The following is a 14396-nucleotide window of genomic DNA, read 5'->3' on the forward strand; positions in this document are numbered from 1 at the left end:
GTTAACTAAAAAAGGGCTCATATGAGCCCTTTTGTTTTTCATTCACTTTCTATTTTAAAACGCTTCGTTGACGTTAAAGTAGAAGCCGCTGTCACCATCGCCCCACGCCATATCGAGCCTTAGATTCACTCGGGGTTTAACCTCGAATCGATAGCCTATGCCGCCATTAGGCAGAATTTTATTGCCATCGAGCTCACTAATATCATCGGCAATCACACCCGCCCCGCCCCAGAACACCATGCCGTGACGCCCTGGCAGATTTAAGCGATACTCAATCTGACTCATCAACATCTGCTTATCGCGATAACGCCCAGATGTATAGCCTCGAAGTAGATCGCCACCACCGGCTTTAGAAAGCTGATCCCATGGCACCTCACCACTAGTGAACCGCCCTCGCACCTGCCAGGCTAAGATATCTTCGCCACGCCCAGTCTGCATATACTCGCTGTATAGCGCGTTATAAACATCGAAGTCGGTTTTACTGCCCAAGTATTGGCGATAGAAGGTCGCATCTATCTCTAAGATCCGCCCCGACTGCGGGTTTAATACATTGTCTCGACTGTCGTGATTGAGCAGCAGATTCACACCGACGCTGCGAGAACTCTCATCGAGTATGCCGGTATCGACATCCGAGTCTAACAGGTTAATTTTGCTAGCATCGGCGTAGCTAAAATCGAAACCGATCCCCACGAAGCTAGTCGGGCTCATCCGCTGCAGCAGCATAGGGTTAACCGAGATGATACGCTGGTTAAACTCGACCCGATTCCCGTCTTGATGATTTGTATCGTAACCCACCCCATAGAAGACATCGGGCGCATCATAGACTTCAGCGTTCAGGTAAAAACGCTGCCGATCTTGATTGATAAAGGTCTTATTGGCCACCGCCACGCCCAATGCGCCATTAGTCGAGGCGAGACCGTTAATGACTAAGGATGATAACTGACTCACCTCATCATCGGGGTCATATTGGTATAAGCCCACCGCCGAGATCCCAACACCTAAATCCATCTCAGGGTTATAAAATGGCCCCGGCAGGTAGCTAAAATCGATCAGCTTGTCGGGATCAAATTCACCATCGGCGCCTAAGGTTTGCAAGAAATCTTCTAGCCAGCCTTGAGACGTCTTGTCATCTTGCTCTTCATCTGTCACCTGCGCAACTTCAGCCGCCTTATCGACATCAATGTCTTGATCAACAACCTCCTTCGCCAATGCAGGCGTGGAGATACAAGCCAGTGCAAGCGTACATCGAGTAAACCAAGAACCCAGAACCGTTTTGCTCGATCTAGCTGTCATTACTTCTCCTGTGCTGTCACGGGGTTGTCTACATCATCTCGCTGCTGGTGCTGTCGCAGCTCAACCTCATCTTGCGCCTGGTTATATTGGCTAATTTGATAGAAATCGGCCTGAGTGAAACCGTCCTGCCACAGCTCTGCGGGAATATGTTTGAAGCTATCTCTGAATTTGTCGCTAACAATCAGCTTCTGCTTCGCAATAGCATCGATATCGATCCCATGGGTAGCGTTACTCAAAGAGAGATGATGCGTCTGCTGAGACAACTCAAATATCTCCTCCACCTCACTCCACTTACTATGGGACTGAGCCATAGCTTTAGGCACTAGATAAGGCGACTGCTGATCGCCTAACTTATAGTGGCGTTTGAGTAACATAAACTTGCTCGGCAATGGCTGCTGCGAGTCCCACCAGTGACCATCAGTCACATCAAAAAGTGCGTTAGTCTGCTTAATTGAAACTGGCTGTAACCAGTTAAGCGTGGCCGATAACCATTGGGTCATATGCTGGTTATACAGCTCTTTATTCATCGCCAAGTTATTGTTAATTAGCGCCAAGGCGATTTTTGCCCCCAGCATGTTGGAGTAGAGATCTTCTGGCGAATAGGCTGACACGGTTTCGGACCATGGCGCCCAGCTGCGATAGCCATGCCACTGGGCGATTTCATGGGCTTCGGCCATAAAGTAGGCCAGCCTTACCGAAATAGCAGCGGCGACCTCCCAGCGCTGCCTTGCGGTTAAGCTTGATATATCAAACTCACTGAGCTCTATGGTTCTCGGACCAATCTCATCTGGGAGCTTAATGGTTTGTAGCTCACCAAGCTTTGGGTAGATACGGTAAAACAGTGCGATGGCATTGTCGGCCGTGTCGCGCACATGGGCCAGATCGATAAAGCCCCCTTGTAGGGTATACATCTGGCCGTTATTTTCAGTACCGCGACTGCCATTTGGCGCATCTTTTTGATAGCTAAAGGTGCCCGCTTCATAGGCATGAGGCCCCACGCTATCGACGGCTAAGGTGTTGGCATAGCGGAAAAAAGGCACTGGAACGGGCCCTATCGTCACCTTTTGAGCGTTACCAAAGGCGCAGCAAGGGCGCACCGCCTTAGGGATCTGCACTAATGGCAGCTCTTGCAGCTCTATCGCGTGCAAAAGGTTTATGTCGGGTTCGTTGTCGAGAGCCGCGCCAATGGCAACCTCACTGGGCAAGGCTCGCACCTGCCAATCGCTACTACCACAGCCACTCAGTACAAAAATAGCCATAGCCCCCACGGCGCCATGGCTGAATAAACGACTCATCATTGTACAAATGCCTTAATGGTTTGACTGACAATCTCAGGATAGTCGTTGCTGATCCCATGAGCCCCTTGTGGAATGACCACGATAGGTGCCGTCAGGTAATCGGCGAGTTGCACACCCGATGCTAGCGGAAAGACCTTGTCATTCTCCCCCCAGATCAACACGCTAGGAGGTAGGGAGTCGACCACTATATTGGCAGCGATTCGATCTCTGTCTGCGGGAAGTCCCTCGATAAGCATTCGCTTCTCGTCGAGATAACCCGCAAAGTATTTGTCATAAATACTCGAGTCGATAAAACCCGGGTACCAAGGAAAATCGACGAAGGTGGCATCGAGTAAGCGTCGCATCTGTTTTGCTGTTTCAGGCACAAAAATCTCACTAGGATCATCGACCTCAAAACGTTGATTCATCTGCAGCAAATCATTGTCAGAAAACAGCACTCCGGGGCTTGCCAGCAATACCGCTTTCTCGACCTTAGGCTCATTAATCATCAGATCAAAAGTAACAAAACCGCCATAGGAGATTCCAACCACATTCACCTTTTCCAGCTGCAACGCTTGGATCAACTGCATTACCGCCTGCGACTGAGTCGCTAAACTTGGGGTAGCCTGACTCACAGACTCTCCAAACCAGGCGAGATCGGGGGCAATAACTCGGTAGTCTTGACTGAGCTCCAGCATCACCTGCTGCCAACTGGTTACTGCAGTACCACCAAAGCCGTGGATAAGCAGCACAGCCTTACCTTGTCCCGCCTGCCAATAATTAAGTTCACCGCCCTCTTGCAGAACCAGCTTATGCTGCTCAAACCCTGCTGTTTGCAACTGCTGTTTCTCTCGAGAGTCGATAATATCGACCGCGGAGCAGCCGCTCAGAAATAACGTCAAAAGTAATAGGTAAATATGGCGCATATTCTCCCCTAAGATTCTGTATAAGTTGTCAGTTAAAATCTGTATCCTAGCCCCATCATGAAGCTGTTACGGGTACCGACACCGAACTCCATTAACAGATCAATATTCTTGGTGATCCCAACCTGACTACCAATGAGACCGTTCCACTTATCTTCAAGGTGCTGATTGACCTCAAACTTGGCATTACCAACTGGAATACCGATATCCCGTAGATAGCCGCTGAAGGTCTGCTCCACGTTTTGGTACATGGCACCAACCCAGAGTTGCACGTCATGATTGTTGTACTTGGTGCGATAGCCCACACGCGGCGACACCACAATAGAGCTGATCTCACCATCGAGAATATTCAGACGCGTGTTGGTGTAGTTCACATCCAGTAAGGCAAACCAATTGTCGATACCCCCAACGATCGTGCCACCCACACCATAGGTGGTGCCCTTAAAGTCCAATACAAAGTCGAATGCCGGACTGGTAGCGGTGCAAGGGTTGAACTTGCAATAAAGTGGTGGCAATAGCTCGGTTAAGTCAGCCTCTAATTTTACGTTTGCAACACTGCTGCCCTTGGTATGACCGATGACACCGTAGAGGTTTAAGAAGGGCAGCACCCACATATCGCCTCTTAGGGTCAGGGTTTCAGAGGTCTGTTTAGCCTTGCTGCCTTTGATGCTTAAAATGTCATCTAAACCACCCAGCCCCGAGAAGCCTACCGAGTCGACCACGAGAGGCTGATCCATACTCATGTAGTTCAACGTAAAGCCATATGGCTTTGGCAACTCATGACCTAAATCGATCGCTTCCTGTGCCCAAATTGGAAAGGTTCTATCGTAACGTGCTTGTTGCGGCTCTCGCTCGATCGACTCAGATTCAAATTCCGATTCAGCCTGAACAGGAGACAAGAAAAACAGCAGCGAAAGTGCTGTCAAAATAGATGTAATTTTAAGCATGTATAGATTGAACCTTAAAAATAAAAGATTTGATGTCGACTATCTAAAGAGAGTTTATCGCTGAACACACTGGCAGGAGATAAATAACTTATGGTTAATTATTACCCACCAAGCTGAATTCAATCTGAAACAGACTCTGGCAACAGCACGAATTAGAGTAAATACTCAAAAAAGATCATAACCTGTTCGCCAACTAAAGACTAATCGAGAGGTTAACCTGAGAAAATTTTCCGCAAACACAGCGCGAAAGAACCTGCTAATCGTCGGCTAAATGGGAAAAATCCCCCCCATGTTCCGAATCGACTAAGGTAAATGTTTTAGGGCTGATCTGCCGCTGCAACACGATATCCACCATGGTGGTTTGGTCAGCTTGCAGTAACACTTGCACCTGTTCCCCACCGGAATGAAACTCGCCACTACGGTAATAACAGACGCCGTTATTTGGCCTAGGATCGACACGAAGACCTATCTTTCCCTCACTCACCTTGGCTAACTTATTCGCATCGAAATAGAAGGTAACCACGTGGTTATTGCTATGGTTGCGCTGCTTATCCAGCATAAAACCTTTAGCAAACTGACCGGGAACGAACTCGGCGCCCGAGAGCAAGATGATATCGAAATCCTCTACTGCCAGCCCAGTATCATCGATGACTCGCACCACCAGCATACAGGTACGCTGCTTGCGCTTAACTGAATGACTCTCTGCCATCTGCTGGCACAGCCTTTGATATTGCAGTGGCTCAGTGACCTTTAAGCATTGAAGGATGCGCTGCACGACTGGTTTCTTCGCGGCGTTTTTGCTTGTCACCGAGCCCATAATGCCCTTCCTGTTTCCACTATGGCTGGCATTATTGATCACTTCGAAGGCGGTTTGCTGTCTAGGGGTGGAGTGGTTAGTTAACTGCAGTGCTGAGATCCTGCGGCCATCGAAGCTGGTGCGGGAGTGCGCCGTTTGCTCTAACAGCAGATGACTAAAGTTCAGGTTCGCCGAGGCTACCCTCACCACACCGTCAGACCCTTTCTCTGCAGTATAGCTATTGAGGTAATCATAAAATTGGCTGTCTATCGCCTCTCCCGTTAAAACAAACGGCAAGGGTCCTTCGAGGGTAAACTCTTTAAGCCAGTGCAGGTTTAGCTGATGCTGCCCATCGCTACCAAGCTCTAACCAATCCAAGATCCGCTGACCCGGCTCAACACCTGAGAAAAAGCTGTTAATGCGCCCCACTCTCGACTTACCTAGTTGAGCCAGCGCTGAGCCATGGTTTGCCGGGGCAAGCATAATTAAGTGCGTTAGTGGACAGTCGCTAATCTTGTCTGCGCCGAAAAACATCTGCAGCCACTGACGCATCACAGGTGCGCCAGTGGAGTGGGTGATCACTGCAAATGGCTTATCCCCAAGCAGATCGACTCGCGCATCATTAAAGGCTTTGGCGATATCACTCAAGCGAACTTCATCATCGAAGCTAATATAGCGCCCTAGATGAATATGGCGAATAGAGAGGGCTACCTCGGGATCCATCAGCTTAACGATCGCTTGGGGCAGCTGAGCATAAGTGTCTGTATTGGTAACACTCCATCCATGAACAAAGACCAATTCCATCATCACCTCGACAGCGAGCAACTTACCATTTGATGACAAATCGCTTCGACTTATTTATATAGTACAAATCACCTAATCAATAACTTTCAACAGCTTAGCAAATAGTGTTTAGTATCTATATAGCAAAATACTCAACATCAGCGATCGTTAATATCATTCAGTTATTATTCAGCTAGTCCCCCCTATGATGTCTCCAACGAAACGCAAGACCTAAACAATTTTACTAGTGTGGGAGCACAGCATGAAAACTAAATCACTTATCTTAGCATCTGTAATGGCAACGGCAATCTCGGCACCAACTATGGCTGCAGACTGGTTCATTGGTGGCGGTGTTGGCGCACAGCAAAACACTTATAAAGGGTCTTACGAGCCTGAACTACAAAACCCAATTGAGGGCGGCTCTCAGACTCAGCATCTAAAAGAGACCGAAAATAACGTTATCTATGAAGTGAGAGCTGGTGTTTATCTAAATGATGCTAACCGTGTTTACGGTACGTACTCTTACAACTCAGATGACTTTAGCCGTCAGCAAAGCTTCTTAATGTCTTATGACTACCTAGTGGGTCTAGGCGACAGCAACAAACTTAACTGGTTTATTGGTGCGACTGCGGGTATGAACCACATCAGCCCAGAAGCCAGCACACTAGACTCAAAAAACCGCTTCGTCTGGGGTGGTCAAACGGGTCTAATGTATAAGATTAACGACAAGGTGAGCACCGAAATTGGCTACCGCTACCTTAAGCAAGATTATGATGTAAGTGCACCAGGCCCAACACCATACAGCGGCGCTGTTGTTGGCTCAGAAAGCGCATCACTAAACGATAGCCAGCAGCTTTACCTATCTGTTGACTACCGCTTCTAAGCGAATCGCTTTTAAGAGAAACGGTTAAAACAATAAAGCCGCCAACTCATTGAGTTGGCGGCTTTATTGCTTCTATCGCTGCAGCGATTGCTCGGCTAACCGTGTGTGCGAGTATAACGCTTATGGTAAGCAGCCAACATGGTGACTGCTGCTGCAATAACCACTAACCATGCCAAGAGTGTGGCAACACCTAAGTTAATCAACTGGAAACCGATGAGTGAACTCAAGGCGGCGATAATAGCAAAGGGCAACTGGGTGATGACGTGATCATGGGGCGCGCAGCCAGAGCTAGTGGCGCTGATCACACTGGTGTCGGATATGGGGGAGCAATGATCGCCAAATACGGAGCCGGCCATTACCGCACTCAACGCGGGTAATAACAGTTGAGGCTCGACCGTTAAGGCGACTTCTGCGCCAATCGGGATCATAATGGCGAATGTGCCCCAACTCGATCCCGTAGTGAAAGCCATAATGGCGCACAGTAAAAATGTGCCTGAGACCAGCATCTGTTTTGATAAAAACAGCTCGGCCCAACCAGCCAATAACTTGGCAACCCCGAGATCGCTAATCACCGCGCCTATCATCCAAGTAAATAGCAAAATCGCGATGGCGAAGCCGATACTACGCACCCCAGAAGCCAGATCGCCCAACAACAAGCGCACACTACGACCACCGAACTTGAGCATAAAAATGGCCAACAAGGTTGCCAGCAAGCAGGCATTACGCATTGCCGTACCGATATCGGCCGCAGCAATCCAATCACTTAAGCTATCACCCTGTGCATTGCTGGCTCCAGAGTACAAGGTCAAACCGATAGAGGCTATAAGTAGCGTCGCCATAGGCAAGCCTAATAGCCAAGGGTTGCCAGCATCGACATCCTCACTGTTTTGCTCGAAAGCGAAATCAGAATGAAAGCCGATACCAAACCAAGCGATTAACAAAGAAAGCAGCACCACAGTTATCGCATAAAAGTTTATCTTGGCCATTTCGACAAACGACTCTAGTGGCGTGAGAGGTAATAGACTGATGCCCGCCAGAATGGCCATCACATAGGGTCCCCAGCTAGAGAAAGGCAACAACGCACATAGCGGAGAAGCATTCGAGTCGACTAGATAGGCAATCTGTTCCCGAGGCACCTTGTATCTCTGGCTAAGAGGCTGGCAAACATGACCGACTGCCAAACAGCTAAAGATGCCATCGATAAATACTACCCACCCCAGTAGCACGATACCTATCCGAGCCTGACGGCCGCTCTTTATTCTGTGATATAACCAATCGGCAAACTGCTTTACCGCACCTCCCCGCGCTAACAGCTGGGTCATCATCCCCAGCAGCATCATGGCCGCCAATACATTCAAGTGCCAAGCTTGCCATTGACCATCACGGTAGAATTGTAGCCAAGCACGATCGGCCATATATGAGGCTGATTGAACCAAACTAAAATCCGATAAGATCAGTGCACCAGAGACAATTCCAATGCCCAAGGCCACTAAGGTCTTGCGGAGTAAAAGGGCCAAAGTCAGTGTTAGCAGCAGCGGAACGAGGACGAGGAAATTGCTGGTCATGGCCACGATTCAATAAGAAATAATTAGAAGAATACTAACGACTTAGCAACAAGTGCAAAAAAAAACTATTTTTAACAAATTTATCGGCTATTTTTTCTTCATTTAGCATAATTAACTATTCACCAATACCGCGTCGCTGCTAGAATCGGAGCTATCATCTCGCTATCAAAGGGACTCGCCATGAGCCTAGAACTATTATCGAAATTGGAAACAAAAATCCAAGCCGCACTGGAAACTATCGAGCTACTAAAAATGGAGCTTGAGGAAGAGAAGCAGACTAGCAGCAGTCTGTCTGAGCAGAACCAACAGCTACAGCAGGAACTTAACTCTTGGAATGAGAAAGTGACTGGTCTAGTTGGTCTACTCAACGAAGAAGTAAACTAATAAATTATCAAACGCTATGCAGTTTGCATCTCGTTATTCTGAGACTCAATTAACTCATTGAGCTCTAAAATAGCCTGCTTAACTTTAGGCAGGCTTTTTCTTGGCAGTAAAAACCTCCCCTTATCAAACTCTAGTCGACCTAGATCTTTAACCCAGATCACCCCAGACAAAAAAATTCGCGCGTGTTTAACAATCAGTTTGGGTGCATAGACAGGAAAAACTCTCATAATACCTCCCGATAGCGGCTTCGCTTGTTGTTATTTATTTTTGTTGGACATGTTTTGTACCACGAGAGTTGCATTTTTTTTAGCAAATAAATGTAAAAGTTTTAATCAAATTGCACATAAAAGAAGAATCCCTATGGCAATCAAATGCATAACTAAAATGGACAATCGCTATTTTTTTCAAACCTGAACTTTCAAGAAAACAGCGCATAACTCTCTATGACAAGATGCCAGACACAACTCCCTTCCTACGCAATCCCTGCGTTCAGGGATAAGTACTTCCGTGTACAAATACCAAGGCTACCCGTCCATGGGCCTTGGCATAAGTGTTCCAGACACAAAAAAGGAGCCTATAGGCTCCTTTTTTAGCTATCGCTATAGATTACTTCTGCGTTGCTAGGTAATAAGCGATATCCAGTAGTTCTTGGTAAGACTTGATAGCCCCCGTCTCAACGCGGTACTTACCATTAACCACCAATGCTGGTACGCCTGCAATCTTGGCATTTTCAGTATCACGCTTCATCTTAGACATCTGTGCGTTAACCATAAATGACTTAGCTGCCGCGTCGAATGCCTTAGGATCTACACCGTTAACAACGAAAAGCGCCTTGATATCGTCAAGACTGGTGAAGTGCTGTTTCTTATCTTGAATAGCAGAGAACAGCGCATGCTCCATCTTCTCTTCAATCTTTAACTGGTGTGCGATAGCAAACGCGCGAGACATCTCTACGCCCATCTCACGACCGATAAACTCAACGTGGTTTTGCTTAAACGTTACCCCATCAGGAAGTGTCGCTTTGATCTTAGGCACCTGCTCTTTAGCAAAGGTGTAGCAGTGTGGGCAGTAGAAAGAGAAGAACTCAGCAATCTCTGGCTTAGCCGTACCTGGGCCTTCGTTAATAACGGTGTAATGTACGCCTTCTTCGTATTGAGCCGCCATTGCAGCCATAGGCGCCATCAATAGTGCAAATGCAACTAATAAAGCTTTTTTCATCTAACTTCCCCTCGATGCAAATCGTGCATCACGCTAATAATTTGGATATAACATAATGTGCTTTGGAGTTGACCTCAAGCGCAAAAGTTCATTTTACTGTTACAAAATAAGTGCCTTCAGTGATTTTAATACTGAGGAATTAAGCTTAATGGGGGCTCATCCAACGCCGCTAATTGCTCTTTAAAGGCTAAAATTTGCTGCTCCCAATATTTATCCTCAGCAAACCAAGGGAAGCTCATCGGAAACGCCGGATCGCCCCAGCGGCGACTGAGCCAAGCGTTGTAATGCAGCATTCGCATCGCTCTAAGTGGCTCTATTAGTTTCAGCTCACGACTATCGAACTCACAGAACTCCTCGTAGCCTTCGAGTAAGACTTCTAGTTGCAGCAGCTGCTGCGGCCTGTCTCCAGCCAGCATCATCCAGATATCTTGCACCGCAGGTCCCATCTTGGCGTCATCAAGATCGACAAAGCCTGGGCCCTCTGGCGTCCACAAAATATTACTTGGGTGCAGATCCCCATGGAGCCTGATTGAGCGGTGACTCTCCGGTAGCCACAGCGACGATGCTTTTTCTAAGATCTGCTCTACCACGGTAAAGTACGGCAGCTCAAGACTCGCTGGAATGTGTCCCGATGACTTAAGCCAGCTTAATGACTCCTCGCCCAGCAATTTAGGTGACATCACGTCACGATATTTAAAGTCGGCCTGCCCAGAGTATTGATGGATGCGACCGATAAAACGCCCCACCTGCTCAAGCTGATCAAGATTATCAACCTCAAAAGCACGCCCGCCTATGGAAGGAAAAAGTGCAAACCTAAAGCCTTGGTATTCATGTAACGACTTACCATCGATAATCACAGGTGTCGCAATGGGTACCTCCTGCTCCGCAAGCGCAGCTGAGAAGTCATGCTCCTCCTGAATTTGTGCATTCGTCCAGCGCTCTGGCCGATAAAACTTCACCACATAACGTTGGCCCCGATCGCAGCGGAACTGATAAACACGGTTCTCATAGCTATTAAGTGCTAACAGGCCCGTTTCAGGATAGATCCCTAACGTTTCAATGGCGGTTAAAATGAGATCAGGCGTCAAGGCTTGATAGTGAAAAGCCGAGCTTGCGTCTTGCTCCATTGCCGCTTTAGGTGGATCGATATTCATTTCATTATGCTCAATTGCGAAGGCCACCGAAGAGAGGGCCAAGGTTCAAACTCAAAAATTGATTCTGCTTATCCGCGCTGGTTATTACAGGTAAGGCTTCATCAGCTCAGCAAGATAAACTAGGACGTCATATTCATCTTCTCTGTCGGTGGATAACCAACAGATATCGCCATAAAACTCATAGTGTAGCTGTAGGTGAGTGCCTTCAAACTCCAGCAACCACTGATGACGATCGGCCCCCCATTGCTTCTCTACTACCCGACAATCGAGCGCTTTGGCAAAGGGCTCGGCAAACAGTTCAAACTGCTCAAAATCGATATCAGCCTGTACCGCTAAGCTTAAGGTTTCTCGGTCTAATTTTATCGAAGTTAATTGCATTCTTTTACTCTTATTATTCTTTGCTATCGACAAACACTCATCTGCCAGTTAACTACTACAAGACATGATTAAGCCTTGTCCCCAATCCGGTGGACGCTTGGCCAAATCGTCAAAGTTAGGCTGCTCATCGAAGGGGTTTTGTAGTACTCGTTGCAGTTGCTGCAGCGGTGCTAAGTTGCCTTCCTCTACGCCAATTATCGCCTCTTGGGCTAAATAATTGCGCAAAATATATTTCGGATTGACGCGATTACGCGCCGCTTGCCATTGCTCGACGTCCTTAACATTTCCCAGTCTAGCTTGATAAAGCTGATACCAAGTATCGAAAGCGCTAGGATCGACAAAGTCATCCCGTAAAGCACTGTGGCTTGAGTTAGGATCTAACTGGCCGAACCTGCGCCAAGTATTGGTATGGTCTAACTGATTGCGCTCCATCAAACTAGTGAAGCCGCCAATGAGCGCCAAGTCATGATCATCCTGTTCGGTTCCAGCTTCACAAGCCATTAAGCCTAACTTAGCGCGCATCAGCACTAGATAATGTTTAACCAACTCTACTTGATACTGATTTAACGCCTCAATCAAATCGTCGGACGCGATAATGGGCGATAACGCCTGCGCCAGTCGTTGTAAATTCCACAAACCGATACCCGGCTGTTGTCCGAAAGCATAGCGCCCCTCAGGATCGGAATGGTTACAGATGAAGTCTTCTTTAAAGGTATCTAAAAAAGCGAATGGGCCAAAATCAAAGGTATCACCGAGAATCGACATATTATCGGTATTCATCACTCCATGAGCAAAGCCTATCGCCTGCCAGTGAGCAATCATTTTAGCCGTATCGGCCACCACTCGCGCAAACCATGCTTTATAACCCGCAGCATCACAACTTAAGTCTGGGTAATGCTGAGCCAGAGTGAAATCCAGTAATTGCTTAAGTTTTACAGGCGTCCCACGCTCGCTATGACAAAAGAACTCAAAATGACCAAAGCGAATGTGGCTCTTAGCGAGTCGAACTGTAATTGCAGCCGTCTCTTGAGTCTCACGCCATACAGGAAGATCTGAACCGATAACCGCTAATGCCCGAGTGGTAGGAATATGCAGATGATGCAGGGCTTCTGAGATTAGAAACTCACGCACGGCGGAGCGCATCACCGCACGGCCATCACCGTGGCGTGAATAGGGCGTGGGGCCAGCACCTTTTAATGCGACATCCCAAGCACCTTGTGGCCCTAGCGCCTCACCTAGAATGATTGAGCGACCATCGCCAAGTTGCGGTGAATAACCACCAAACTGATGGCCACTGTAGACCTGGGCATAGTAGCTTGCGCCATCAATATGAGCGTTACCCGACAACCCCAGCAGCAACTCATCTGTGGGTTGGGTCAAACCGACTACCCCTGCCGCATCGTCACTCCAGGCGAGCCAATGTGGATTGCTAATCCCCACAGGGAACACTTGGGAATAATAACCAACCAGCTGCTCGAAGAAGTCTTGCTTAAATCGCATGCTATTTTGAGGAGATGACATTTTGGCAGCTGAGTGACTGACCATCGGCCTCACACTGATAACCACAGACATAGTGACCACCGACATCGCCACCTAGACGGATAAGCCCTAGTCCTTTTGAGTGGCACTGCTCGATCGTTGCATAGTAGCCGCTAATAAAGCTGGCAGACTGCTCAACACTTGGCTGGGTTTGACTATCGGGATAATACAATAGCGTCCACTCGGGAGATTGAGTACAAGCAACCAAGCCGATTGATGCCACCCCGAACAAACATAACGAACGAAAACTCATATAACACTTCCTACTAAATAAAAAAGGCGAAGCCCAAAATTCAACTCTGGGTTTCGCCTCTTCGATAACCACTATACTTATTCTACACAGCTTAGTGATCGATTGCCTTTAACTGTTAACGCTATTTATTGGCTTTTGCCTTCGCTTTGTCGATACGGGTAATTCGCCCTTCGAAGCCAGTCACTGTGCCATCGGTCAGGCCATACTCAATAGCTGTCTTACAAATTGATATAGCGCCGTCGAACTCGCCATTATCATTAAGCAGGGTCGACAAGTGCATCATTGCGGTTCCCTTCACTTCGGCGTCTGGGTTTTCGGCCTTAAGACCCTTAACATAGGCCGCAAACACCTCTAGATAGCTTTGAGAAAGCGTTGCACCATATTGTACATATTCAGTTTGCTTACGCTGCTTATAGCACTCGGCAATTGCCGCTGAAATCGCTAGGTGTTGCGCAGGGGCATCGCTAGCTTGATCAAATTCGTTAACGGCCTTAGCTAGCTTGGGGCTGGCCCATGATAGATCGACAGCTTCAGTCTTAGCTTCTTGCTTAGGCTCAGGTTCGGCCTCTGGTTCTCGCTCAGCTAAAGGCTTAGGCTGAACTTCTGTCTGAGGCTCTTCTATAGGCTGAGGCTCAACAACGGGCTCGGCTTTAGCGGCAGCCTCAGGTTTCACTTCTGGCTCTGGCTCTGGCTCTGGCTCTGGCTCTGGCTCTGGCTCTGGCTTCGCAACAACTTCAGCAACGACTTTTTCTTGATCAACCTTAGGCTCAAAACTCACACCTTCGACCGTAGGGGTAGAGACCTCCTCGGTTGCTTCTGGGGTGATATCTTTGATCTGCGTCTCAGGCACATCTTGTACCTCTTCTGACTGCTTAGCTGCTTGTTCTTTCTCTGCTTGTGCCGCCTTTTGAGTGCGTCTATAGAGATAAACACCTATTACAATCAGCAGTATAATGGCTATTTCTTTCATTGTTTCCACCATAGGTTGGCCACGAACACATCC

At 47.9% G+C, this 14396-nt stretch carries 15 protein-coding genes; 2 read left to right on the forward strand and 13 right to left on the reverse strand.

The features are described from left to right. Window positions 1-54 precede the first annotated feature (54 nt). From L1D44_RS11065 to L1D44_RS11085, 5 genes are all read right to left on the reverse strand, one after another. Window positions 55-1293 (reverse strand): BamA/TamA family outer membrane protein, encoded by a 1239-nt coding sequence (locus tag L1D44_RS11065; protein ID WP_239890609.1) that lies wholly within the window; start codon window positions 1291-1293, stop codon window positions 55-57. After that, complete coding sequence (locus tag L1D44_RS11070) at window positions 1293-2591, reverse strand: DUF4056 domain-containing protein (RefSeq protein ID WP_239890611.1); 1299 nt, start codon at window positions 2589-2591, stop codon at window positions 1293-1295. The genes L1D44_RS11065 and L1D44_RS11070 overlap by 1 nt, the downstream gene beginning before the upstream one ends. Next, window positions 2588-3496 (reverse strand): alpha/beta hydrolase, encoded by a 909-nt coding sequence (locus tag L1D44_RS11075; RefSeq protein WP_239890613.1) that lies wholly within the window; start codon window positions 3494-3496, stop codon window positions 2588-2590. Before L1D44_RS11075 ends, L1D44_RS11070 begins: the two co-directional genes overlap by 4 nt. 32 nt (window positions 3497-3528) lie before the next feature. Beyond that, a complete protein-coding gene (locus L1D44_RS11080) occupies window positions 3529-4440 on the reverse strand; it encodes a virulence protein (RefSeq protein ID WP_239890615.1) in 912 nt (303 codons plus the stop codon). Between the two features lie 256 nt (window positions 4441-4696). Beyond that, entirely contained in the window at window positions 4697-6079 is a 1383-nt protein-coding gene (locus L1D44_RS11085; protein WP_345773634.1) for an alpha/beta hydrolase, read from the reverse strand. 202 nt (window positions 6080-6281) lie between these two features. Between L1D44_RS11085 and L1D44_RS11090 the strand changes: the two genes are divergently transcribed. Next, window positions 6282-6902: an outer membrane beta-barrel protein gene (locus L1D44_RS11090; RefSeq protein ID WP_202723256.1), complete on the forward strand. Its 621-nt coding sequence runs from the start codon at window positions 6282-6284 to the stop codon at window positions 6900-6902. Window positions 6903-6997: 95 nt separating this feature from the next. On the opposite strand, the gene L1D44_RS11095 is transcribed toward L1D44_RS11090, so the two are convergent. Next, complete coding sequence (locus tag L1D44_RS11095; protein WP_239890617.1) at window positions 6998-8467, reverse strand: Na+/H+ antiporter NhaC family protein; 1470 nt, start codon at window positions 8465-8467, stop codon at window positions 6998-7000. Between the two features lie 180 nt (window positions 8468-8647). Between L1D44_RS11095 and zapB the strand changes: the two genes are divergently transcribed. Next, a complete protein-coding gene (gene zapB, locus L1D44_RS11100; protein ID WP_202723258.1) occupies window positions 8648-8851 on the forward strand; it encodes a cell division protein ZapB in 204 nt (67 codons plus the stop codon). Between the two features lie 14 nt (window positions 8852-8865). On the opposite strand, the gene L1D44_RS11105 is transcribed toward zapB, so the two are convergent. The 7 genes from L1D44_RS11105 to L1D44_RS11135 form a co-directional block, all read right to left on the reverse strand. After that, the gene (locus tag L1D44_RS11105) at window positions 8866-9078 is read right to left on the reverse strand and encodes a DUF1107 domain-containing protein (RefSeq protein WP_239890619.1); all 213 of its coding nucleotides are present in this window, start codon (window positions 9076-9078) and stop codon (window positions 8866-8868) included. Window positions 9079-9457: 379 nt separating this feature from the next. Beyond that, window positions 9458-10069, reverse strand: coding sequence for a thiol:disulfide interchange protein DsbA/DsbL (locus tag L1D44_RS11110; RefSeq protein WP_239890620.1), 612 nt, complete (start codon window positions 10067-10069; stop codon window positions 9458-9460). Between the two features lie 125 nt (window positions 10070-10194). Beyond that, window positions 10195-11223, reverse strand: coding sequence for a serine/threonine protein kinase (locus L1D44_RS11115; protein ID WP_239890621.1), 1029 nt, complete (start codon window positions 11221-11223; stop codon window positions 10195-10197). An 84-nt stretch (window positions 11224-11307) separates the two neighbouring features. Further along, the gene (locus L1D44_RS11120; protein ID WP_239890623.1) at window positions 11308-11601 is read right to left on the reverse strand and encodes a DUF3630 family protein; all 294 of its coding nucleotides are present in this window, start codon (window positions 11599-11601) and stop codon (window positions 11308-11310) included. 48 nt (window positions 11602-11649) lie between these two features. Beyond that, the gene (locus L1D44_RS11125) at window positions 11650-13101 is read right to left on the reverse strand and encodes a YdiU family protein (RefSeq protein ID WP_239890672.1); all 1452 of its coding nucleotides are present in this window, start codon (window positions 13099-13101) and stop codon (window positions 11650-11652) included. A 1-nt stretch (window position 13102) separates the two neighbouring features. Then, on the reverse strand, window positions 13103-13393 hold the full coding sequence (locus tag L1D44_RS11130) for a hypothetical protein (RefSeq protein ID WP_239890624.1): 291 nt from the start codon (window positions 13391-13393) through the stop codon (window positions 13103-13105). 121 nt (window positions 13394-13514) lie between these two features. After that, window positions 13515-14363 carry a hypothetical protein gene (locus tag L1D44_RS11135; RefSeq protein WP_239890626.1) on the reverse strand — a complete coding sequence of 283 codons (849 nt, stop codon included), beginning with the start codon at window positions 14361-14363 and terminating at the stop codon, window positions 13515-13517. Window positions 14364-14396 lie beyond the last annotated feature (33 nt).

The sequence above is a fragment of the Shewanella sp. Isolate13 genome (assembly GCF_022398325.1).
Classification (GTDB): Bacteria; Pseudomonadota; Gammaproteobacteria; order Enterobacterales; family Shewanellaceae; genus Shewanella.